Origin of the sequence: Acinetobacter sp. WCHAc060042, assembly GCF_003231195.1 — a bacterium.
In the GTDB taxonomy this organism is placed as follows: Bacteria; Pseudomonadota; Gammaproteobacteria; order Pseudomonadales; family Moraxellaceae; genus Acinetobacter.
In genome coordinates, this window is the sequence record NZ_QKVN01000031.1 from 1 (window position 1) to 23,005 (window position 23,005).

Genomic DNA, 23,005 nt, shown 5'->3' on the forward strand with positions numbered 1-23,005 from the left:
ATATAATCTATTTTGTATTGATGATATCTACTTATAAAGTTGAAATTACGTAATGTCTATTTTTGGATTTCATTTAAATATATTTACTAAATAAATCTATTTAAATGAAATAAGACTGTCCATATAGAACAGCCTTATTCTATTTAAAGCTAAAATTTTTTAAAATAGAGCAATAATGCTTAACTAAAGAATATTAGCCCCTTTTAAAAAGTGCTCACGTGCTCTAATACGTTCAATCCATGCTTTTAAGTGTGTATGATCATGCTGACGTTCAACATCTAAATTGAACCAGTGATTAAGTGCTAAGGCCAAAGGAATATCGGCAACACCAAAATGAGAGCCAGACAAATAGGGCTGTTCAGCCAGCTCAGTATTGGCAACATCCAGTATTTTTTCTAGTTTTTCTGCTGCGACCTTAACCGCGGCTAAATCTCTTTTGTCTGGTGCTTGACGAACCAAATTAAAGAATACAATCCCAAACACAGGCAGGACGGTGGTGGTGTACCAGTCAATCCATTTCTCTGCACTAAAGCGTAAGCGTGGATCTTCAATCCATAATAAATTTTTTCCATACACTTCAGTTAGATAACGTAAAATAGTGTTGGACTCCCACAGAACTGTGTCACCGTCTTGAATGACAGGAATCAGGCCATTGGGATTGAGCGTTAAAAATTCAGCTGTATCCGTCAGGCCATACTGCTGACCCGCAGGAATGTGTTCAAACTCAAGTCCAAGTTCGGCTGCTAGCCACAGTACTTTGTGGACATTTAAAGAGTTAGGCCTACCCCAAATAGTGATGCTCATATATTTTTCTCAGAAATTTTAGAATATAAAAGTGCGTTACTTTGGTGGAATCTAGCATTTAAGCAATCGTCATTCTGAACAGTCAAAAGACCTAAGCGATATTGCAATTTCACCAAAGTATTTAGATTTAAAAGATTTTAGAAGCGGTAATTAACACGTCCGTAGTAATAACCACCATAGAGTCCAAAAGGTGAAAGCTGTGCATAGTAATTCTCACCTAAGCCATCAACAATGTTGGATTTTTCAGGGTAAGTGTTGAACAAATTGTCTGCACCTAAAGTAAAGGATAGACTGTCCGTAAAGTTATATGTGGCATCTAGATCCACAATCCATTTGGCACCAAAAGTTTGATCTGTAGCTGCTGTTTCACTGCGTGCAATGTAACTACCATAGCGTGATAGGCGAGTATTTAAATCCAGTTTTGCGTATTGCCAATTTGCAGCCAACGTGAATTTGGTTTTCGGATCTGCATCGGTAATCATGCCCTTGGTACGACGGGTGATACGATCAATATTGATACCGTCCAATTGACTTGGATTATCCGCGATGGCTGTAATATCTGTTTCATTCCAGTTGAAACCTAAGCTCCAGCGGATACGACCATATTTCTCTAGTTGTTGGGTGTAGTCTGCAACAACATCGACACCATTGGTTTCTGTATCAAATAAGTTGGCATAATAGGTGACATAGTTGACGTTGGAAAAACCGTTTGCTGCCAAGATGTTATTGATGCCCGTTCCTGTAAGACCTGCCGTAGATGCAATACGATCTTTCAGCTCTATACGATAAGCATCGACTGCAAGATTAAAGTTTTTAAATGGGCTATAGGTTAGGCCTAGTGAAAAGTTGGTCGATTTGGTTGGATCCAGTGCTTCTGCACCGAGAGCTTGACCTAGCGCAGAGTCGGTACGTACCGACTTACTGTAGACATCGGAGCGAACACCATTGTTTACAGTACTGACAATACCTGTACTGGCAAAACCTTGTTGGTATAACGAGGGGGCAATAAAGCCTGTGCTGGCTGTTCCACGTACCGCCAGTTGAGGATTGAACTCATAACGGCTGTTAATTTTACCGTTAAAGGTATCGCCTGAACTGTCATCATAATGCTCAAAACGACCCGCTAAACCCACAAACCAGTTGTCAGTCACATCTAAACCTAAGTCTAAATAGGCGGCGGTGTTACTACGGCTAATATCGGCTTCATCTTCAGGTAACAGTACACGAGCACCAAAAGTTCCCACAGTCGCAGTTAAACCCGCATTATCACCTGTAGGAATAATATAACCGCCATTTTTATAGGCTAAAGGGTCGGTGGCTTTAGAAGACCAACCTTCTTTACGATAGTCTAGTCCCCAAGCAACATTTAGTGGCGTTGCACCAATTCCAATATCAAAGGTCTTTTTAAAATCAAGATTGCTGACCCATTGATAGGCATCGTATTTTTGTAAGCCAAATGATGTTGGGCTAGACGGACCAAGAGATGGATTTAAGTTGTTTTCAGTAGAGTGGTCTTGTGTATTTTTACCATAAGAACTACTCACATCCCATGCCCAACCGAGCACGTTATCTCCTTTTAGTCCCCAAACGGTTTGTACATCCGTTTCACTTAAAATGACATCGGGGGTTGTACCATTTGGAAAGATTTCAACAATGCCTGATCTGGAATTTGGACGACGGTAAGATGCACCAGTCGAGGCATCACGCCAGCCCGCAGTGGTGTAACTATATAACGTGGCTGCATCGCTTAGAGGAAGCTCAGCATTTGCAGAAACATTAAACTGTTCAACTGATGGCAGACCTAATTTATTTAAATTACGATCTACAGTTGCTTCACGTGGGTCATCTTGACCATTTACTTTTGAATAAATGTTGCCCGAAACGGCCCCTGCACGGGTGGTAGCATCCTGATTTTTTAGGTCAAAACCAAAATTAATAAATCCGTCTTGACCCAATGGTGCACCAACGTTGGCATTCAGTTGGAAGGTTTCTCCATTGCGGTCAGTGCCTGAATAATGCTCCCGACCACCATAGGTGGCACTAATATTGCCACCATGATCCGCTGATTTGAGCACAATATTGATTACCCCTGCAATCGCATCGGAGCCATATTGAGCGGCTGCTCCATCACGTAAAACTTCAACTCGTGCAATAGCACCAATTGGAATCAGATCTAAGTCCGCTGCTTGGTAGCCCTCGCCAAAACCGTATTTGTTAATGGCCAAAGCACCGACATGGCGACGTTTACCGTTGACCAGCACGAGTGTATGCCCACCACCCAAGCCACGTAAACCCGCAGAACGTGCAACAGCCCCATAACCATCGGGTTGGCTAGGTACGGTAGCCACACTAAAAGAGGGAATCACTTTTGCCAAAATATCTCTTAAAGCAAGGGTGTTACCTTGTTTGACGAGTTGTTCACCACTAATGATGTCCACAGGTGCGGGACTTTCAGTGATGGTACGAATACCACCACGGTTACCTACCACCACCACACTTTCGAGTTGTTGAACATCTTCTTTTTCAACAGGTGTTACATCTTTTTGCTGAATATCTTCAGCATAGAGAGAACCTGTCACTCCGCAAGTTAATGCAAAAAAAATGGATTGATAGAGAGGGGATATTTTAAAACCCGGCTTTTCAGGCAGAGGCTGTTTTAACTTGAATTGCAGCATTATGTTTTCCACTGATGTGATTTGGATGGCTTTGTTTGAATCAATAAACGAAAGAATGTGTATATTCTGTGAGTCAATATATAGACTGTTTTTTTATTGTTAAATATTAAATAGTCATTTTAATATCATTTTTAATTAAAAGTTTTTTTGTATTTTTAAATAAGTAATTCATTATTTTTTATAATAGATTATTTTTTTATTTAAAATTAGTTTTTGCTCTTTTTTATATAACTTTAAGTTTATTTAATATTTAATTTTCAAACCGTAAATTTGTTTAATAGGTTCCAACTTTAAATCTTCTGGAAAATAGAAAATGGGGCTGAGTTATAAATTAAGCATACTGGATAAATGCCCAAAAGCTGAAGGCATCAGTGCAGAACAGTCATTTAAAAATGCATTGCAAATTGCTCAAACAGCAGAAGCGTTAGGTTTCTATCGTTATTGGGTTGCTGAGCACCATTCCACGGCTTTGTTATCTAGTCCATCACCTGAAATCTTGATTGCATGGTTGTTGGCACAGACTAAAAGTATTCGAATTGGCTCGGGTGGGGTGATGTTGCAGCACTACAGTCCTTATAAAGTTGCGGAAAATTTTAATGTTTTGGCCAGTCTTGCGCATGACCGTGTGGACTTGGGTGTAGGCAAAGCACCTGGTGGTTTTCCTGTTTCAACTCAAGCATTACAGCTTGGTTTAGATCAGACACAAAAGGGCGACTTTAAGGCGCAGTTACAAGCATTAGATCATTATTTACATGCAAAGTTAGATCGAAATCAGCCTGATCAGGTTGCTGCAACACCAGCACCTCAGCAACTTGCAGAAAAGTTCTTATTGGGTGCGAGCATTGAAAGTGCTCGACTTGCAGCAGATTTAGGCTGGAATTTCGTATTTGCTGCGCATTTGAATGGCGATGCCAACTTGCTTCAAGATGCTTTGCAAACTTACTCAAGCTACTCCTCTGGGAAAAAGGCGATTGTTGCTGCACAAATTATTGTGGCAGATAGCCGCGATCAAGCGGAAGAACTGGCAGCAGGACTATCTGTTTGGACGTTGGAGCTTGAGAATGGTCAACGCGTAAAGATACCGAATGAACAAAGCGGGCAAGAGTTTTCGAGACAAGCTCAATCTGCAATTAAAAGCCTTAAAAAAGAGCAACTGAATATTATCAAAGGGACGGTCGATGATGTTCATCAGCAATTACATGCTTTGCATCAACAATTTGGTATCCATGAATTTATTGTGGAATCGCCACTGTTGGATCATGCAACACGTCTGAAATCTCTAACTTTACTGGCACAGCATGCTGTGCTTGCAGCCTGAGTTGGGGAAATTGATGCCAAATAGATCATTACTGGAACAGCAGTTGCTCCGTTGGAGACATGAGTTACACCGTCATCCAGAATTATCAGGGCAAGAATTTCAAACCACCGATAAGTTAAAACAATGGCTGTCTGAATACGGCATTGAAACTTCAACTTGGGGTTTAAAAACAGGACTGATTGCGGATATTGGTACGGGTCATCCAATTGTCGCTATTCGAGCAGACATTGACGCGTTACCCATTCATGAAGAAATCGAACAAGACTTTCGTTCGACTCACGATGGGGTTATGCATGCCTGCGGACATGATTTACATAGCTCGACCATTTTAGGCGCTGCGATTTTACTTAAAGCGCAAGTGTCTGAACTAAAAGGTACGGTGCGCGTTATTTTTCAGCCCGCTGAAGAAACCTATAGTGGTGCTTATGAGGTAATCAATAGTGGCGCCTTGGAAGATGTATCCGCCATTTTCGGTTTTCATAATGTCCCTGAGTTGCCTCTAGGCACTTTTGCGACACGTGCTGGTGCATTTTATGCCAACGTTGACCGCTTCAAAATTGTGATTAAAGGCAAGGGCGGTCATGCAGGGCGTCCGCATGAAACCAAAGACCCGATTGTTGTCGCGGCACAGTTGATTAGTGCAGTGCAAACCATTGCCAGTCGCAACATAAATAATTTGGATACCTGTGTGGTCAGTATCACCCAAGTGCATGGAGGCACCAGTTGGAACATCTTGCCAGAAGAAGCGCACTTGGAGGGTACGGTACGAACCCACTCTCCAGAGGTTCGCCTAGCTGTTGAACAAAAACTTAAACAAATTGCACAAGGTATTGCACTTGCTCATTCAGTTGAGATTGCTGTGGATTGGGACAATGGCCCAGCTGCATTAATCAATACTGCAACATGGGCTGAACTGAGTCAAAGCGTTGCACATGCGCAAGGTTATGAGGTGCAAGAGGCGCCGCTTTATTTGATCGGTGAAGATTTTGGCGCCTATTTAGAACAGATCCCCGGTGCATTTGTCAGTATCGGCAGTGCCAGTCACTTCGGTTTGCACCACCCCCAATATCAACCCAATGAATCTTTAATTTATCCAGCTGCTCAGTACTTTGCTGCCTTAGCAACACAAGCACTTGAGTCTATTCATAAACATGCAGAGGTCTAACATGAGTAATAACAAACAAATTCGCCTTGGAACTATCTTACACGGTGCAAACGGAAATATGTCTGCATGGCGCCATCCTGAAGCGGTGGTCGATGCCAGTATTAATTTTGAATTTGCCAAAAATGTAGCGCTTCAGGCAGAACAGGCAAAGTTTGATTTTGTCTTTGTGGCGGATGGTCTATATATCAATGAAAAATCAATTCCTCATTTTCTGAATCGTTTTGAACCGATTACGTTGCTTTCAGCCCTAGCCAGTGTGACGCAAAATATTGGTTTGGTGGGTACGGTGTCGACCTCGTATAGCGAGCCGTTTACCATTGCGCGTCAGTTTGCCAGTCTGGATCATTTAAGTGGCGGACGTGCGGGATGGAATGTCGTAACGACACCACTTGAGGGTACCGCAAAAAATCATACCCGCAAACAGCATCCTGAGCACAGTCAACGTTATGAAATTGCAGATGAATATTTGCAAGTGGCCAAAGGGCTTTGGGACTCGTGGGGTGAGGGTGCTTTCGTTCGCAATAAAGGAACAGGGCAATTCTTTGAACGCAGTAAATTACATACCTTGAATCATAAAGGTAAACATTTTGAAGTGGCAGGGCCACTCAATGTAGAGCGTTCGCCACAAGACCGCCCGATTCTATTCCAAGCAGGGGCATCAGGTGCAGGTCGTGCATTAGCCGCGAAACATGCCGATGCGATTTTTACCCATCAAGCCTCTTTGGAAGAAGCACAAGCATTTTACTTAGATGTGAAACAACAAGTGATTAAGAATGGTCGTGACGCAGATGATTTGCTGATTTTCCAAGGCATTGGAGTCTTGATTGGAGATTCTGCTGAGGACGTAGAGCGTCAATATCTTGAAACTGCTGCTTTGGTGACGATAGAGGACGCACTGAATTATTTGGGGCGCTTCTTTGAACACCATGATTTTTCTCAGTATGAACTCGATGCACCATTTCCAGAACTAGGCACACTGGGTGAAAACAGCTTCAAAAGTGGTACTGATGAAATTAAACGCAAAGCCAAAGCAGAGAGTTTAACCCTACGTCAGGTCGCACTTCAATCTGCCACACCACGTCCACCTTTTGCTGGAACGGTAGAAGAAGTCGCAGATCAGTTAGAGCTGTGGGTAAAAGAAGAGGCAACAGATGGCTTCATCATTGCGGGTGCAACCCCTAAAACTTTAGATACCTTCATCGAAAAAGTTGTGCCATTGCTGCAACAGCGTGGGCTATATCGTACCGAATATCCAGGCACTACTTTACGCTCTAGTTTTGGTTTAAAGCGACCAGACAATCAATTTGAACGATCAGAAAAGGAACAGATTCATGCGGTTGAATAAAACACCTTTGCCAATTGCTTTGGCACTGTTTCTAGGCATTTCTCTGGTTGGATGTGGTAAAGAACAGGCATCTACACAAACGGCCAGCTCAACAGCCGAGTCTGCAAAAGCGACCGATAAAACCGATTTTTATAGCCGTGAGCTTGCAAAGTTGAAAGAGAATATGACGCCGATTCATGTTGCTCACAATGCGGAAGCCAGTCAAAAAATTCCAAAAGATTTTAAGTTTGTAAATTCAGGTTATTTTACCGTTGCGGCTATTTCAGGAGCGCCACCTTTAAGTGTATTGGGGCCTGATAATCAAACCTATATTGGTACTGAAATTGATATTGCCCGTTTGATTGCAGACAGTTTGGGTTTAAAGCTGAAATTAGTTCGAACGTCTTGGGAGGACTGGCCACTTGGAGTGATTAGTGGCAAATATGATGCTGCCATTGCCAATGTCACCGTGACCAAAGAACGTAAAGAGAAATTTGATTTTGCGACTTATCGCCAAGACGTATTGGCTTTTTACGTCGCAGAGAAAAGTAAAGTTAAAACGATCAAAGGCCCTGATGATATTTCTGGTTTAAAAGTGATTGTTGGTTCTGGTACCAATCAGGAAAAAGTACTGCTGGACTGGATTGAGGACAATAAAAAGAAAGGGCTGCCACCAGGGCAGGCTCTTTATTACGATGATGGTGCATCTGCAAGTTTGGCGCTCCAGTCTGGGCGAGTTGATGCTTTATTTGGTCCTAATGTTGCCTATGCATGGCAAGCGGCAAATGGTGCAAAAATCCGTTTGGCAGGGACAGCACTTGGGGGAGGAACACGATCTGCCGAATTGGGTGTCACGCTCAAAAAAGGCAGTGGTTTGGTTGATGCGGTACAGACGGCTTTAAACGGGGTAATTCAAACGGGAGAATATCAAAAAGTCTTAGAACGGTGGGGAGCACAGGCAGAAGCGATTCAACATTCTGTCATTAACCCGCCAGGGCTGGGAGACTAAAATGTATAACGCCCAGACAGCGGTGGCTTTTGGTCTGACACTGGCGACTTTAAGTGTGATGGGTTGCTATAACAATGAGACAGCAACTCATGTGCAAGAAAATCATTTGAAAACTGCTTTTTCGGAAAAAGAGCAACAGACTTTAAGAAATAACATGGTGGCTATTCATACGACTAAAAATCTAGAGGCAATTGCTCAATTGCCTCAAGGTTTTAAGTTTGTAAATGAGGGTTATTTTACTGTTGCTGTGGGAACCAACAGTTTTCCACCCCTCCATGTTCTGGCCGAAGATAACCAGACCCGTATAGGTAGTGAAATTGATATTGCACAGTTAATTGCCGACAGTTTAGGTCTCAAGCTCCGAGTGATTCCAACCTCGTGGGAAAACTGGCCACTTGGTTTGGCATCGGGAAAATTCGATGCTGTATTCAGTAATATTGCGGTCACAGAACAACGTAAGCAGAAATACGATTTTGCAACCTATCGTCAGGATATGTTGGCTTTTTATGTGACCAAAGACAGCAAAATCCAAGCAATTAGAATGCCTGATGATATTGCTGGACTCAAAATTGTGGTTGGTTCTGGCACCAATCAAGAACGGCTACTGTTGAACTGGATTGAAAACAATCGACAAAAAGGGTTGAACCCAGCACAGCCCATTTATTTGGAAGATGGTGCAGCTACGGCTTTGGCATTGCAATCTGGTCGTGTCGATGCCTACCTCATTCCCAATGTAATGGGTGTATGGCAACAAGCCAATGGTGCCAATATTAAAGCAGTGGGCGCATTAGATGGGACGTGGTCGGTTGCTGTTGCTGTGAAAAAGGGTACAGGCTTAGTGAATGCTGTTCAATCATCTATAAACGGGGTCATTGCGAATGGGACATATACCCAAGCCCTATCACGTTGGAATTTACAAAATGAAGGAATTCCACAATCAGTGATTAACCCACTGATTCAGGATAAATAAGAGGTCATTATGCAAGAAAAATTTATCCAAATGCCTGTTGATGTGCCTGAAGCACAGCCTTTACTGGATCAGTTATTTGCTGAATATGAAGAAATTTATGGTGATTTTTTTTCACGTCAAGATGCTCAAGTCATTGATGAACGTAAAAAAGCCACACATCGGGAACGCTATGAAGGGGCGGAAGATTTTTTACCGCCACATGGATTGTTTGTGGTACTGAAACGTGATGATGAAGTGATTGCAATGGGTGCCTATAAACGCTATGACGCAGAAACCGCAGAGCTGAAACGGATTTGGTCACATCAAAACTTACGTAAACAAGGACTGGCTGCAAAAATAGTCAAAGAGCTGGAACGAAGTGCGCTTGCTGCGGGGTATAGCAAGATTTTTCTTACCACAGGGTTTAAACAAATTCCAGCCGTGAAATTGTATTTGAGTCTAGGCTATGAACCGCAGTTTGAACTCACTCCAGATTTTAATTTTGATCGTTATATTGGAGCACCTTTACATGGTGGGCTTCCTTTTAGAAAGACCTTACTGCAAAAGGAGGTCGCATGAGTCTAGAGCATTATAAAATCGTTCCAGCACGTCATCCACTGCGCTACATTGGAGTCGCATTTTCAGTATTAATTATTGCAGTGGTTGCTGAGTCGATTTTTTCCAACAAAAACTGGGGATGGCCTGTTTTTAGACAGTGGTTCTTTGACCCTGCGATTCTTCAGGGTTTGTTGATGACTCTGAAACTGACCTTTTGGTCAATCGTGTTTAGTTTAATTTTGGGCACCATTGTAGCCATGATGAGACTGTCTTCCTCATGGTTAATTCGCTCATTGGCATGGGTGTATATCTGGATGTTCAGATCATTACCACTGCTGTTGGTGTTGATTATTCTCTATAACTTTTCTTATTTATATGAATATATTAATGTCGGTGTACCGTTTACTGACACGGTCTTTGCCCAGTTTAAAACCATCAATGCATTGGATCAATTTTCAACGGCTTTAGTCGGTTTGGTGATTGTACAAAGCGCTTATACCGCGGAAGTCATCCGTGGTGGGATTTTGTCGGTCGATCATGGTCAATTTGAAGCAGCAGCAGCGTTGGGTTTGTCATGGTGGCGTCGTACAACACGTATTATTTTACCGCAATCTATTCGCAGTATCATTCCAGCGATTATCAACGAATGTGTCGGTTTATCTAAAGGCACATCAATTGTGTATGTTTTAGCAATGCCTGAACTCTTTTACACCGTACAAATGATCTATAACCGTAACCAAGAAGTGATTCCATTGTTGATGGTTGCTGCCGTTTGGTATGTCATCGTCACCAGTGTTTTTTCCATCGTCCAATGGTATATCGAAAAAATATTGGCAAAAGGCGAGCGGAAATCAGCCATTAATAGTTTTGCTTTTTTCAAGAAAACGCAGCCACACACGACTCAACCGCGTATAGGAGCTAGTTATGATCATTAATCAAGCAACATCTCCTGCAAATGGTCATATTCAAGTGAGCCACGTATTTAAAAACTATGCGGGACATGCGGCATTACAGGATATTAGCCTTGATATTCCTGCGGGCTCTGTCACGGTAATTATTGGTCCTTCAGGGTCAGGTAAATCAACGTTATTACGAACGATAAATCATTTAGAACGTGTGGATGCAGGATTTATTCAAATTGATGATGAGTTTATCGGCTATCGTAAAAAAGGTGATAAACTTTATGAGTTAAAAGAACGAGATATTTTAAAACAGCGTAAATCTGTCGGTTATGTGTTTCAGAATTTTAATTTATTTCCACATTTAAATGTTTTGCAAAATATTATTGAAGCACCCTTGGCCCATAAAAAACTCAGTAAAGATCAAGCCATTTTAAAAGCCAATCAATTATTGGGTTTAGTAGGGCTAAGAGATAAAGTTGAAGCATGGCCCAAACAACTTTCTGGTGGTCAGCAGCAGCGTGTTGCAATTGCCAGAGCTTTAGCCTTAGACCCTAAAGTGATCTTATTTGATGAGCCAACGTCCGCCTTAGACCCTGAGTTGGTAGGAGAAGTCTTGAATGTAATCAAAAGCTTGGCTAAATTAGGTAAAACCATGGTAATTGTAACGCATGAAATTGCTTTTGCACGAGAAGTTGCCGACCATGTGGTGTTTATGGATCAGGGGAGAATAGTTGAACAAGGTAGCGTTCAACAGGTTCTGGAGCATCCCAAAGAGGAGCGTACTCAAAACTTCTTGTCTCGGGTTTTATAATTTTAAATCTTATTTTTTTAAATATAAATCAGGTAATTTTCTATATTAAAATCGTTAGTGAATGTTAGAGCTGACGATTTTTTTATAAGCTTAATATTGTTGATAAGGTATGATTAAATCAATATAAATAGAATAAATTTCATCCTTTATAATCATTCTAAATTTATTTTTAATAGTGATTAAAATGAGCAGATTAATTTATTTGGATTATGCGGCAACAACACCTATTCTCCCTGAAATATCTCAAGCAATGATTCGATGTTTGTCTGTAGAAGGTGATTTTGGAAATCCTGCTTCACAATCGCATCATTATGGTTGGGATGCTGCAAAACATATCGCCACATCTAGGCAGCATGTGGCTGATTTAATTCATGCCAATCCGCAAGAAATTATTTGGACTTCTGGTGCAACAGAGTCAAATAACCTCGCGATCAAAGGAACTTTAGATCGTTATAAAAATCAAAATAAACACATTATTACCAGCAAAATAGAACATAAAGCCGTTTTGGATACCTGTGCAGACCTCGAAAACCTTGGTTTTCAGGTGACTTATTTACAACCTGAATTAGGTACAGGCGTGATTCATCCAGAACAGGTAGAACAGGCCATTCAACCCAATACGGTTTTAATTTCGCTGATGATGGTCAATAACGAAATTGGTACATTAACTGATATTCAAGCCATTGGACTATTTGCGTATCAGCATCAAATTTTATTTCATGTTGATGCGGCACAAGCTGCAGGAAAAACAGAGATTGATGTTCATGCGATGCATATTGATTTACTCAGCCTATCCGCCCACAAAATATATGGCCCCAAAGGCATTGGTGCGCTCTATGTGCGTCAAGGCATTCAAAAACACATCAAGACCCAAATTCATGGCGGTGGGCATGAACAGGGTTTGCGTTCAGGAACTTTAGCGACACATCAAATTGTTGGGATGGGGGAAGCCTGTAGACTGGCTAAAATAAACTTAGTTGAAGAACAACAACGTATTCAAAAATTCAGGAATCAATTTTTAACGAGTTTACAGGCTTTAACTCCTGTGAAACTTAATGGTCATCCTACCGAACATGTTGCCAATTATTTGAATGTCAGTTTTTTAGGTGAGCAGGCCAATTCTATTTTTTCGGCGGTTAAACAGGTTGCTGCGGTTTCGAGTGGATCGGCCTGTAATTCACATCATGCAACTCAGTCTCATGTATTAAATGCTTTAGGACTGAATGAGGAACTCGCTGCACATACGGTGCGCTTTAGCTTTGGAGCCTATACGACAGATGAGCATATAGAAACAATATTATATAAAGTCCAATTTGCTATAAATTCTAAAGATTTCTGTGTTCAATTATCAGCTGTTTAAATCATCGAAGTTTTGATGAGTTGCAAACGATAGGGGGGTAAAATACCCCTAATATAAAGAGGCATCGTCTCAATTCTTGAGTATGAATGAGTGTATTCGTTGTTTACTCAATTATTTTGGTTTTCTACAGATTGTAATATGACCAATCTGAGGAATATTTATGGAATACTAAGATGAGTGTAAAACGCAGGCTCCAATAAATTGATGAATAAGCAGGGTAAATAATTTAACATTACACCAGGTATGGTGGCAGTCGTAGATATTAAAACAGGGCACAAGACGGTGCTGGACTATTTAATTAAACCGTTTAACAAAGCCAAAGAAGCACTGCGTGAACGCTAATATCCATCCACTGTTTTGAAACAATAAAAAAGCCAACGCATGTAATGTCATCGTTGGCTTTTTTATTAAGTTACGGGTTTTAAGGATAAGCGTTAGAGCTGAAAATTTTCCTGAAATAGACTCTATTGTTAAGAATTTAAGCTTTGGTTTTGGTTGAAACCCAACACAATAAAGCCCCGAGACAGACCATTAAAGCACCTTGCCAAAAACTGAAAGTTAAATGCGTACTTAAAATGACGGCGGAAACCACAGCGGAAAATACAGGAATAAAATACGACGCAGCAGCCAATAGGGTGACATTGCCATGCAATATAGCAATATTCCATGCACCATAGCCCATACCCATCGCAAAGGCTGCAAGGACTAAATAAATGGTGGGTTGCAGTTCAAAATTCAAAGTGCTTTCACCTAACAACAACCATTTAACCCACAGCACAATTGAAACTAAAATGAAAAAGAGCGTCACCCCATTTTTACCATTTGCCATTTTTGCGGTGATGGTGCAATAAGACGCCCAAAGTACGGTGCCGAGTAATGCTAAGCCATAACTTAGAGGGTTATTTTGAACGTTGCTTAGCATGCCCTCAAGGCTTAATCCTTGATCACCGCCTAATACCCAACAAATTCCAACTAGTGAGATAAAAAAGCCGGGTACGATGAGAAAATTGGCTTTTTGTTTATTAAATACAATCGCAAAGATAATGGTAAAGGTCGGCCACAGGTAGTTCACCATACCAACTTCAATGGCTTGTCGACTACTGGTTGAGTAACCAATGGACAGGGCAAGGCAAATTTCATAAGAGACAAACAGTAAACTTCCCCATATCAGATAAGGAAGAGGAAATTCTTTTAACCGAGTCCAACCAAAGGAGAGCAGCAAAAAAACAGAAGCCAATGAATAAATGAGGGCGGCTCCACCAATCGCTCCAAAGCTGTTGCTCACCTCTTTAATCAGAGCAATAATTAAACTCCATAATACAATGGCAGCCAGACCAATCCATGTTGCTTTCGTCGAGTTCATTTTGTTTGTAGTCTTTAACATATTCATTTAATTTGTAAATTCTGGTGAGTATTTCCATTGTCTGGTTTAAATACAGATTTACAGAGCAATTTTAGGGCTACTGAGTGTCGCCGATATTATACGAAAAAATGGGGGGCTAGTCGCTTATAAACCTGATGAAGAATCACGTGAATTTACTTCATCTCAAGGGGCCGTTCATGCTGCTTGAGAATATTTGCCAAGCTTTGTACAGCACGTTCCATTTGCATCAGCTCAAAATCTCCTAAACCAAACACTAATCCAGAGCGTTTACGTTCCAATGAAAAGGTCGGGGAAACCGCTTTAATCGCAATGCCAGCATCTAGTGCCGCTTGAGCGATTTCCCGATCATCCATGTAATCTGCAAGCCATAGCACCATATGCATACCTTGATCTCCAGCTTGTAAATAACCTAAGTGTTTTGCAATATAACGCTCAATCATGCCAATCAAATATCGACGGTTCTCAGCATAGACATTGCGAATCCGTCGAATGTGACGTTCTAAATAACCTTCTTGAATAAAGGCAGCCAGAACATGCTGATCAGCAGAGGGAGGATGACGGTCGATCAGAACACGTAATCCACAAAAAGGGGACACCAAAGCTTTGGGCAGTACGGCATAGCCGAGGCGTAGTGATGGGAACAGTACTTTGCTAAATGTCCCTAAATAGATGACTTGTTCAGGTGCTAACCCTTGCAAGGCTGGAAAAGGTTGACCACTGTAGCGCAGTTCACTGTCATAATCATCCTCAATAATCCAAGCGCTTTGCCCTTTGGCCCAAGCGAGTAATGCGGTTCTTCTGGCTAAACTCATGGGCATCCCAATTGGATATTGGTGAGATGGGGTGACAAAGGCTGCACGGGCATTTGGCGCGAGGTTTATACCTGTATCGACTTGAATTCCTTCTTCATCTACGGGCACACGAACAATATGTAAGGGTTGTATTGAGTTTTCTAATAGGGCAGTTGTCCCTCGATAAGCAGGGTCTTCGACCCAGACCTGATCTTGTGCTTTAAATAGAATCTGACTACAGATATAGAGTGCCTGTTGGATGCCACTAGTAATGACTATTTGTTCAGCTTCACAGTGTACAGAACGAGAGCGTCGTACATAGTCAGCAATCGCAACACGTAAGGAAAATACACCTTGTGGGTCATCATACCCAGAGGGTGCTGCGACGTCCCGTGCGCGGTAGCGATTGCCAAATTTTCTCCAAATATCATTTGGTTGGGTGCGACCAACAGGTACAGAGACTGCAAAGGGAAGATGGGGAAGCGGTTTAAATTCTTTCAATACTTCAGCATAAGCCTGAGCTGCGGGTGTTAGCTGAACGTGAGTAGGATCAGTATTTCTCCGCTCTTGAGCTTGCTGACGCTTTGAACGTGCCAAGTTATCTGAAACAAAAGTGCCTTGACGCGCACGTGCTTCTAAAACGCCCTCAGCCAAGAGCTGATCATATACTTCAATTATGGTGCCCCGTGAGACACTTAATGTGATCGCCAATTCACGTGACGAGGGTAAAGGGTCGCCCGCTTGTAAATCGCCATTTTGTACTGCTTGTCGTAAGGCTTGAATGAGTTGGGCGGCTATTTTTCCCTGTATTTTATTAAGCTTTGTGATAGAGGGAAGTTCTACGACTTTTGCCATTCTTGCCATAATTCTGGTCTACTCAAGGTAATACATACTGGTACTTTTGAATAATCCAATTAAACCAGAGAATTTACAACAACAAATACAGCAATAATGAGCTCAAGGAGGCAAAGCTGTGTATATCCCTGCAGAATTTGAAGTAACCCAAGTTGAAAAGCTACATCAGCTCATACAGAATTATCCATTGGGTATTTTGTTTACCCATGGACGAAGTGGTTTAGATGCAAACCATTTACCTTTTGAGTTACAAGTCGATCATACTGAACTTGGGATGTTACATGCTCATGTTTCTCGACATAATCTTGTTTGGCAGGATGTGAATAATGGGGATGAAGTGATGGTGGTCTTTCGAGCGGGAGATGCTTATATCTCACCGCAGTGGTATCCCAGCAAACAAGAGCATCATCAGCAAGTGCCGACATGGAACTATCGAGTGGTACATGCTTATGGTCGAGTAACTATTCGAGATGATGAGCGTTATGTGCGTGGTGTGGTGGCACGTTTGACACGAACTCATGAAGCAACACAGCCAGAGCCATGGAAAATGTCGGATGCACCTAAGGATTATCTTGAACCCATGTTAAAAGCAATTGTAGGGATTGAAATTGAAATTACGCGTTTGCAGGGCAAATTGAAACTTGGACAAAACAAAGATCAGCGAGATGTTCTAGGTGTGGCAAATGCACTGAAAGAAACCGGGCAGGTTGAGATTGCAGACGCGATGCATCTGATTGCCGCATCAAAAATCAACTCGATCTAGCCACAGACGATCCAATTTAACGAATTGAAATATAAGGAATGAGCCATGCAGTGCTTCAAACCTGTAGTTTTACAGGGTGAACGAATTACATTAAAACCGCTTAAGTTGGAACATGCACCAGCACTGTGTGATGCAGTGCGTGATGGCGAGCTATGGAAACTATGGTATACCCGCATTCCTTCACCTGAGCAGATGACTGCTGAAATTCAACGCCGCCTAGATTTACAGCAGTTGGGGAGTATGTTGCCATTTACGGTGGAAGAACGAGATAGTGGGAGGCTGTTAGGGATGACGACTTTTATGAATATAGAAGCCGAGCACCGCCGTGTTGAAATTGGCTCAACATGGTATAGCCAGTCCGCGCAGCGCAGTTATGTCAATACGGAGTGTAAAAATCTGCTGCTTACGCATGCATTTGATATTTTGAATTGTATTGCGGTTGAGTTCCGTACATCCTCTTTTAATTTTAAAAGTCGGACGGCAATTGAGCGTTTGGGGGCAAAATTAGATGGGGTGCTTAGAAGTCATCAAATTGTACAAAACGATATTTTAAGAGATACGTATGTGTACAGTATTTTAAAAACTGAATGGCCTGCAGTACAACAACATTTGAAGGCACTTTTGAACAAGAGATAACGTTTTGTCTAGCTGACGCGTTTCATGAGAGAAAAATAATACATAAAAAAGCGGCATTACTTTCATATGAAAATAATGCCGTAGTCTTACATCTCGATAATGTTTCTTATGAAGTAAATTATTAATATTAGAACTTGAGTTTTTTAGTAACTTGCTTTTAAAGTTAAAAGGAAACTACGGGGTTCGCCATAAAAATTACCATAACCTGGATAGCCAATAGTGCTGTAATAAGTTTTATCAAAAATATTATTTAAATTAAGTGCAATATTCCATTGGGGATTAATATCATAAGCCACACGCGCAGACCAAACTGCATAATTGGGTTGAACTAATTCAATAGTCGTCCATGCGCCATCAAATTTTTGTGTTGCTGGATTGAATGCTCTCACTGAGCCACTAGCATAGGTTTTACTTTGTGCTATCACACCACCTCCTACTTCCAAACCATCAAGCAATTGATCAAGTTGATATGTAGTCCAAATTTTTAGCAGATTTTTAGGTGTGTAAGTATTGTATGGGTTATCTGTATTGTCTTTTTTCTCATTTTTATTGTAAGTATATCCAACAGATAAATTCCAGTCTGGCGTAATATTACCATTTAACTCAACATCGACACCCTTGCTTTCCATGGTTCCTGTTCCGATATAACAGCATGATGAGTTGCTATTTGGGATACTTGTCCATGTGTTATAAACTTTCTCCTTTTCTTTTTTAATATTGAAGTAAGCAATAGATGCAAGTAGGTTCGAATTAATCTGATGTTTGATCCCCAATTCAATGTTGCGACCTGTTAAAGGATCGAGCCCAGGACCATCGGCTGCAATTAAATAATTACGTTGATTCTTATAAATTTCCGCATAACTTGCATAAGTTGTAGTTGATGGGAAAATATCATATGTAATACCATAATAAGGGACGAAGGTTTTGTCTTCCGTATAAGTATTTCGAATATTTGTTTTATGATTGTCAATAGTTAATTCATCTTTGAAGGTATATCGACCACCAATAATTAATGCTAAATCGTCAATCGGTCGTACTTTTAGAGAGCCATACAGTGCTGACTTACTGCTTTCATTGGTATTGTTTGTGCTCCATGTCGCAGGTGGATAATCCCATTCTGGAGGTGCAACACGGTTAAACGCATCTCCATCTGCATAATAGGTCCAGTTTTGTTTATAATCTTTTTGATTATTGGTATGGTCAATACCTAAGATAAGATCTTGTTTTTGTTCAAATAAATTAAAACTACCTTGTAAGTTTAGATCTAAAGATGTTTCTCTAAAGCTGGTATCATCTTGATAACGCCACCATTGGCTTTGATGAGTGTCATAGCTGACGGCACCTTCCATTTCAGCGCCATTAATAGCATCATCACCAATGTTGTGACGGACATTTAACTGTGTTTTCCAGTCATCATTAATTTGGTGTTGTAGATTGGCAAAGAGGGCAATATTTTCACGCTCTACCCAGCTCCACGGTGCACCCATTGTCGTGCTGCGTGGTAAACCTAAATCTGCGCCATCCTCCCAACGAGGTAAACTTGCATTAAAAGCGTCGGTTTTATCTTTCTGATAGCTTACACCTGTAAATAGTGTGGTTTCTGGCAATAAGTCAAAGCTTAATGCACCATAAATCATTTCACGACGGTTATGTGTTGGTTTGTAGAAAAAGTCCTGATCTTGGAAAACTGTGACCAAGCGACCTTTAATACTTTGATCTTGTGTTAATGAACCTGTTGCATCTAATTCAGTGCGATAGTTATTCCAACTACCTGCAGAAATCATGCCGTTAATGGACGTTTCAGCTTTTGGGCGTTTTGAGGTTAGATTAATAACCCCCCCAGCTTCACCTGCACCAAATAGACCATCTGCACCACGGAGTACTTCTACAGACTCGTATTGCGCCAAATCAGCACTGTTACTTCGGTCCTGCAGGCTGGATGCACTACCACCATCGTAACGAATATTTTCAATCTTTAGACCGCGAGCACTGTAGTTATTGTTCAACCAAAGTTGCTCACGTGTTACACCTGTTGTTTGTACCATTACATCATCAAGCGTTTTTAAACCTTGCTCATCAATACGTTGCCGAGACATGACGGTTACAGAGTGGGGAACATCTTTAATGTCCTGAGCTTGTTTTCCAACATTGGTTATATTCTGACTAGTAGCTTTAAGGGAAATAGTTGCAAGTTGAGCTGATCCATCTGGATTCGTCGCCTGACTACCTTGAGCATTTTTATTGGCTTGGCTATGAATAGCTTCGAGTTGAACATCTCGTGTTTCAGCTTGAACTCGTTGTTTCGCTTGAATGCTGTAACCACCATGATTTACTTTTACTGCAACCAAAGCATAAGGCTGTAATAATACAGCCAGAGCCTCATCGACTGCATAATTACCTTTTAGTGCTTTGGCTTGCAAACTTGAGAGTGTCTTTGCGTCATAGCTGATCGTGGTACCCGTTTGGATTGCGAGTTGCTTCAATGCCTGATCCAAAGGGAGTTTTGTAATATTCACAGGATAAGTTGTGGCAGCATAAATAGCAGTAGTGGTAAGGCTTCCTGCCATTAGTGGCATGCCCCATAAAACTGCCCGAATAGCCATTGCTAATCTACTTTTTGCCTGATAATCCTTCATGCGGTGTTCTCGACTGGGAGTGTATTTCTGTATAAGTCGAGTCAGCTCAAAAAAAGGGTCATATTTTTATCTTTTTTTTATTTTTAATAGATATGAACTGTAATAATCCAGCTCAAGCTGATGGGTATAGGCCAAGTTCTCTAGGCTTTGTTTTGGGTTTTTTAATGAAAATACGCCTGAAACATGCACATTTTCAAGCTCAGGAGCGAGAAAATAGGTTCCATTTTGATAACGGTACAATTCATCTAGCACTTTTTTAAGTGGCCATTGCTCCACAACCAGTAGATGTTGCGTCCAATACGGTTGCTCATTCTTCAGTGGATTGATGGCTGAAATTGTATCGGCATCAAAACTGGTACGTTGGCCTTGTTGTAAAAGTTTGCGTGTATCTGTTTTGGCAGGATATAAGGCTACCGCATGTTCATAAACTTTGACTTTAGTGCGATATTCATCTTCTTGGCGAACTGTAAACTGTGTACCTAAGGCTTCAATCTTTCCATCTTTGGTCATGACTATAAATGGGCGATGCTTCGGATCTTTTGCCGTCTGAATATAAATCTCACCTTCAACCAATTCAACTTGTCTGGTTTGTTTTGAAAAGTCGATATTGACATAACTATTACTGGCTAAAATCAATTCTGTACCGTCCGCTAAAGGCACAGTTTTAATTTCACCCACTTGGCTATGGTAATCAGCTTGTAGCTTTGCCCAAGGGATACAATAAAGGCTTAAGCCAATAATGCAGAACCCTGATAATCCAAACAGCATATTGTGCTTTAAAGAGGTGCTAAATGTATGTTTAGACTTAACTAAGGTATCTGGTTGGAAAGAATTGGGTAAATCAGACAATCCTTGTGTAAAACGTTCAATCTGTGAAATAGCCAAAGCATGTTCTTTATTTTTTGACTTCCACTGCTCAAATTGCTCTCGTTGTTCCTCGGTTACCTCTCCAGAATGAATCAGTACCAGCCAATCGGCTGCTTCATCTAGGATATGATTAGGTAAAGAAGAGTGCTGTGGCATAAGTGTTATAATAAGATGAATTAATCAACAGGATTATAAAGACTTATACAAGCTAAAAAAGCCTGTTTCATATCTCTTTTTACCGTTGCTTCAGAAATATTCAATTTCTCACTAATCACCCGATAGGTGAGACCATCTAACTGGGACATTAGAAAGACCTGTGCTGTACGCGTCGGTAGCTTCTCAAGCATGCGATGTACTTGATAAAGCGTTTCTCGAATGCACACCTCATGCTCTGCCGAAGGGTAGTAGTTTTCAGGTAACTGAGTCAAAGCATCTAAATACAACCTTTCAACATGTTGATGTCGCCAGTGATCAATAATCACATGTTTTGCAATACCCATGAGCCATGCTTGAGGCTCTTTAATTTTTTCAAAACAGTATTCACTTTTAAGTGCACGATAAAACACCTCCTGACTCAGGTCTTCAGACTGATGATGATGTTGCAATTTATGTTTAAACCATGACAACAGCGTGGTTTGGTGTGTGCTGTATATCTGGCTAAACCACATTTTTTTTTGGACATTTAAGTTCATATTTTCAACTCATGACCCTAGAAAAATATCCTGAATCTCACCAGTAAAAGTGGAATAAGTAAATGAATGGTTGAATATTAATGATAATCATTATTAAATGCAATTACAAAACGCAACATTTACTGTGAGCTTTTTTAGGTTTTCATCCGTCTTATAAATAGATATGCGTGATTTGTAATAAGAAGTGTCAATTTTTTAAATACTTAATTTGATCAAATTTTAAAAAATTGTATGGGTCTTATCGTTTTGAACAGTACGTGTTGGGCGAGAATTTTTTGTAATGAATAGGAAATGTAATGAGTGAGCCATTGAACAATAACGACCCAGCAAAGCATTTTCTTCATCGTCGAACATATTGGATTGGATTGATTATTGTCATTTTGTTGTTAGGCATGGGAGGGCTGTATTGGAAAAATACTATGTCGCAGCCTAGCGAAGAATATAGTCAATGGGATAAACCTGTGCCTGTACGTATCGTGTCTGTACAGCGACAAGACTTGCAGGTGGAAATTAAAGCCATCGGTACAGTTGTTCCGACCCATACAGTGAATGTGCAAACTCAGGTTTCTGGTGTTCTCAAGCAGATTTATTTTAAAGAAGGTCAGACGGTTCAAAAAGGACAACTTCTTGCTCAAGTTGACCCTGCACCATTTCAAGTGGCTTTGGCACAGGCAGAAGGCACACAACAGCAAAACTTAGCGCAACTCCGAAATGCAGGAACGGAGTTAGCACGTTATCAACTGCTTTTTAAGCAAGACTCAATTGCTAAACAACAAGTAGAGCAACAGCAAGCTTTAGTCAATCAGTTGAAAGGGCAAATACAGGCCAATCAAGCTGAGGTTGATGCAGCCAAATTACAATTGTCTTATACCAAAATTTATTCGCCGATTAATGGTCGAGTTGGTTTTCAGCAGAAAGATGCAGGTAATTTAATACAGGCCAATGACACGACAGGTTTGGTCAGCATCACTCAAGTTCATCCTATTTATGTACAGTTTTCAGTGGCTGAACATGATTTGGCTCATTTGCGTAACAACATGAAACAGGGACATCAAGTCCCAGTCAAGGCATGGGATAAAGCAGAACAAAAGCAGCTTGCGGTTGGTCATGTACAGGCGTTGGATAACCAGATTGATGCCAATACAGGCACATTAAAGATTAAGGCCATTTTTGATAATCGTGATGATGTCTTATTTCCCAATCAGTTTGTCAATGTTCGTTTAAATGCACACACTATTCGAAACGCTGTCAGCATTCCAAGTGACGCCGTGCAACATGGGGCCAAAGGGACTTATGTGTATATCGTTAATCCGAAGAAAAAAGCAGAAATTCGTATGCTCACTTTGGGTTTAAGTTCTAACGGTCAGATTCAAGTTTTAACAGGCTTAAACGGAACGGAGCAGGTGGTTTTAGAAGGGATTGATCGTCTTGCAGAAGGCAAAGAAGTTCAAATTGTCTCGGATCAACCTCAAGCGATGGCCACATCAAAACCTGCTGTTGGATAAG

General features: G+C 41.0%; 19 protein-coding genes and 1 pseudogene. 13 read left to right on the top strand and 7 right to left on the bottom strand.

Features of this window, described 5'->3' with window-relative positions:
* Positions 1–183: 183 nt before the first annotated feature.
* Together DPG01_RS13410 and DPG01_RS13415 are read right to left on the bottom strand one after the other, a co-directional pair.
* On the bottom strand, positions 184–804 hold the full coding sequence (locus DPG01_RS13410) for a glutathione S-transferase family protein (RefSeq protein ID WP_110975428.1): 621 nt from the start codon (positions 802–804) through the stop codon (positions 184–186).
* 137 nt (positions 805–941) lie between these two features.
* Positions 942–3,479, bottom strand: a complete 2,538-nt coding sequence (locus DPG01_RS13415; protein WP_110975429.1) for a TonB-dependent receptor plug domain-containing protein — start codon at positions 3,477–3,479, stop codon at positions 942–944.
* 313 nt (positions 3,480–3,792) lie between these two features.
* Between DPG01_RS13415 and DPG01_RS13420 the strand changes: the two genes are divergently transcribed.
* The 10 genes and pseudogenes from DPG01_RS13420 to DPG01_RS13465 form a co-directional block, all read left to right on the top strand.
* A complete protein-coding gene (locus tag DPG01_RS13420) occupies positions 3,793–4,797 on the top strand; it encodes an MsnO8 family LLM class oxidoreductase (protein ID WP_110975430.1) in 1,005 nt (334 codons plus the stop codon).
* 13 nt (positions 4,798–4,810) lie between these two features.
* Entirely contained in the window at positions 4,811–5,962 is a 1,152-nt protein-coding gene (locus DPG01_RS13425) for an amidohydrolase (RefSeq protein ID WP_110975431.1), read from the top strand.
* A gap of 1 nt (position 5,963) precedes the next feature.
* Entirely contained in the window at positions 5,964–7,307 is a 1,344-nt protein-coding gene (locus DPG01_RS13430; protein WP_110975432.1) for an LLM class flavin-dependent oxidoreductase, read from the top strand.
* Complete coding sequence (locus tag DPG01_RS13435; RefSeq protein ID WP_110975433.1) at positions 7,294–8,295, top strand: ABC transporter substrate-binding protein; 1,002 nt, start codon at positions 7,294–7,296, stop codon at positions 8,293–8,295. Before DPG01_RS13430 ends, DPG01_RS13435 begins: the two co-directional genes overlap by 14 nt.
* A gap of 1 nt (position 8,296) precedes the next feature.
* Positions 8,297–9,265: an ABC transporter substrate-binding protein gene (locus DPG01_RS13440; protein ID WP_110975434.1), complete on the top strand. Its 969-nt coding sequence runs from the start codon at positions 8,297–8,299 to the stop codon at positions 9,263–9,265.
* A gap of 9 nt (positions 9,266–9,274) precedes the next feature.
* Positions 9,275–9,823, top strand: coding sequence for a GNAT family N-acetyltransferase (locus DPG01_RS13445; protein ID WP_086209386.1), 549 nt, complete (start codon positions 9,275–9,277; stop codon positions 9,821–9,823).
* Entirely contained in the window at positions 9,820–10,737 is a 918-nt protein-coding gene (locus DPG01_RS13450; RefSeq protein WP_086209385.1) for an amino acid ABC transporter permease, read from the top strand. Before DPG01_RS13445 ends, DPG01_RS13450 begins: the two co-directional genes overlap by 4 nt.
* Positions 10,727–11,515, top strand: coding sequence for an amino acid ABC transporter ATP-binding protein (locus DPG01_RS13455; RefSeq protein ID WP_110975435.1), 789 nt, complete (start codon positions 10,727–10,729; stop codon positions 11,513–11,515). Before DPG01_RS13450 ends, DPG01_RS13455 begins: the two co-directional genes overlap by 11 nt.
* 184 nt (positions 11,516–11,699) lie before the next feature.
* Positions 11,700–12,875 (top strand): cysteine desulfurase family protein, encoded by a 1,176-nt coding sequence (locus tag DPG01_RS13460; RefSeq protein WP_110975436.1) that lies wholly within the window; start codon positions 11,700–11,702, stop codon positions 12,873–12,875.
* Positions 12,876–13,067: 192 nt separating this feature from the next.
* A pseudogene (locus DPG01_RS13465) lies at positions 13,068–13,217 on the top strand (secretion protein HlyD); the annotation flags it as partial.
* A 136-nt stretch (positions 13,218–13,353) separates the two neighbouring features.
* Here DPG01_RS13465 and yddG read toward each other — a convergent pair.
* On the bottom strand, positions 13,354–14,238 hold the full coding sequence (yddG, locus tag DPG01_RS13470; protein WP_110975452.1) for an aromatic amino acid DMT transporter YddG: 885 nt from the start codon (positions 14,236–14,238) through the stop codon (positions 13,354–13,356).
* A 173-nt stretch (positions 14,239–14,411) separates the two neighbouring features.
* A complete protein-coding gene (locus DPG01_RS13475) occupies positions 14,412–15,914 on the bottom strand; it encodes a PLP-dependent aminotransferase family protein (RefSeq protein ID WP_110975437.1) in 1,503 nt (500 codons plus the stop codon).
* A 109-nt stretch (positions 15,915–16,023) separates the two neighbouring features.
* Here DPG01_RS13475 and DPG01_RS13480 point away from each other — a divergent pair, with 109 nt between their 5' ends.
* Together DPG01_RS13480 and DPG01_RS13485 are read left to right on the top strand one after the other, a co-directional pair.
* A complete protein-coding gene (locus DPG01_RS13480) occupies positions 16,024–16,668 on the top strand; it encodes an FMN-binding negative transcriptional regulator (RefSeq protein ID WP_110975438.1) in 645 nt (214 codons plus the stop codon).
* A 45-nt stretch (positions 16,669–16,713) separates the two neighbouring features.
* Entirely contained in the window at positions 16,714–17,304 is a 591-nt protein-coding gene (locus DPG01_RS13485; protein ID WP_086209379.1) for a GNAT family N-acetyltransferase, read from the top strand.
* 143 nt (positions 17,305–17,447) lie between these two features.
* On the opposite strand, the gene DPG01_RS13490 is transcribed toward DPG01_RS13485, so the two are convergent.
* The 3 genes from DPG01_RS13490 to DPG01_RS13500 all read right to left on the bottom strand — a co-directional run bounded on the left by DPG01_RS13490 (position 17,448) and on the right by DPG01_RS13500 (position 21,499).
* On the bottom strand, positions 17,448–19,907 hold the full coding sequence (locus tag DPG01_RS13490; RefSeq protein WP_228157005.1) for a TonB-dependent siderophore receptor: 2,460 nt from the start codon (positions 19,905–19,907) through the stop codon (positions 17,448–17,450).
* A gap of 99 nt (positions 19,908–20,006) precedes the next feature.
* Positions 20,007–20,963 (bottom strand): FecR family protein, encoded by a 957-nt coding sequence (locus DPG01_RS13495; RefSeq protein WP_110975440.1) that lies wholly within the window; start codon positions 20,961–20,963, stop codon positions 20,007–20,009.
* Between the two features lie 20 nt (positions 20,964–20,983).
* Complete coding sequence (locus tag DPG01_RS13500; RefSeq protein WP_110975441.1) at positions 20,984–21,499, bottom strand: sigma-70 family RNA polymerase sigma factor; 516 nt, start codon at positions 21,497–21,499, stop codon at positions 20,984–20,986.
* 296 nt (positions 21,500–21,795) lie between these two features.
* On the opposite strand from DPG01_RS13500, the gene DPG01_RS13505 reads away from it, so the two are divergent.
* Positions 21,796–23,004: an efflux RND transporter periplasmic adaptor subunit gene (locus DPG01_RS13505; protein WP_110975442.1), complete on the top strand. Its 1,209-nt coding sequence runs from the start codon at positions 21,796–21,798 to the stop codon at positions 23,002–23,004.
* The last annotated feature ends 1 nt before the right edge of the window (position 23,005 follow it).

What these genes read in the sequence shown, in the direction of transcription:
- DPG01_RS13410 (WP_110975428.1), bottom strand. Translation starts at nt 804, where the DNA reads ATGAGCATCACTATTTGGGGTAGGCCTAACTCTTTAAATGTCCACAAA.
- DPG01_RS13415 (WP_110975429.1), bottom strand. Translation starts at nt 3,479, where the DNA reads ATGCTGCAATTCAAGTTAAAACAGCCTCTGCCTGAAAAGCCGGGTTTT.
- DPG01_RS13420 (WP_110975430.1), top strand. Translation starts at nt 3,793, where the DNA reads ATGGGGCTGAGTTATAAATTAAGCATACTGGATAAATGCCCAAAAGCT.
- DPG01_RS13425 (WP_110975431.1), top strand. Translation starts at nt 4,811, where the DNA reads ATGCCAAATAGATCATTACTGGAACAGCAGTTGCTCCGTTGGAGACAT.
- DPG01_RS13430 (WP_110975432.1), top strand. Translation starts at nt 5,964, where the DNA reads ATGAGTAATAACAAACAAATTCGCCTTGGAACTATCTTACACGGTGCA.
- DPG01_RS13435 (WP_110975433.1), top strand. Translation starts at nt 7,294, where the DNA reads ATGCGGTTGAATAAAACACCTTTGCCAATTGCTTTGGCACTGTTTCTA.
- DPG01_RS13440 (WP_110975434.1), top strand. Translation starts at nt 8,297, where the DNA reads ATGTATAACGCCCAGACAGCGGTGGCTTTTGGTCTGACACTGGCGACT.
- DPG01_RS13445 (WP_086209386.1), top strand. Translation starts at nt 9,275, where the DNA reads ATGCAAGAAAAATTTATCCAAATGCCTGTTGATGTGCCTGAAGCACAG.
- DPG01_RS13450 (WP_086209385.1), top strand. Translation starts at nt 9,820, where the DNA reads ATGAGTCTAGAGCATTATAAAATCGTTCCAGCACGTCATCCACTGCGC.
- DPG01_RS13455 (WP_110975435.1), top strand. Translation starts at nt 10,727, where the DNA reads ATGATCATTAATCAAGCAACATCTCCTGCAAATGGTCATATTCAAGTG.
- DPG01_RS13460 (WP_110975436.1), top strand. Translation starts at nt 11,700, where the DNA reads ATGAGCAGATTAATTTATTTGGATTATGCGGCAACAACACCTATTCTC.
- yddG (WP_110975452.1), bottom strand. Translation starts at nt 14,238, where the DNA reads ATGAACTCGACGAAAGCAACATGGATTGGTCTGGCTGCCATTGTATTA.
- DPG01_RS13475 (WP_110975437.1), bottom strand. Translation starts at nt 15,914, where the DNA reads ATGGCAAGAATGGCAAAAGTCGTAGAACTTCCCTCTATCACAAAGCTT.
- DPG01_RS13485 (WP_086209379.1), top strand. Translation starts at nt 16,714, where the DNA reads ATGCAGTGCTTCAAACCTGTAGTTTTACAGGGTGAACGAATTACATTA.
- DPG01_RS13490 (WP_228157005.1), bottom strand. Translation starts at nt 19,907, where the DNA reads ATGGCTATTCGGGCAGTTTTATGGGGCATGCCACTAATGGCAGGAAGC.
- DPG01_RS13495 (WP_110975440.1), bottom strand. Translation starts at nt 20,963, where the DNA reads ATGCCACAGCACTCTTCTTTACCTAATCATATCCTAGATGAAGCAGCC.
- DPG01_RS13500 (WP_110975441.1), bottom strand. Translation starts at nt 21,499, where the DNA reads ATGAACTTAAATGTCCAAAAAAAAATGTGGTTTAGCCAGATATACAGC.
- DPG01_RS13505 (WP_110975442.1), top strand. Translation starts at nt 21,796, where the DNA reads ATGAGTGAGCCATTGAACAATAACGACCCAGCAAAGCATTTTCTTCAT.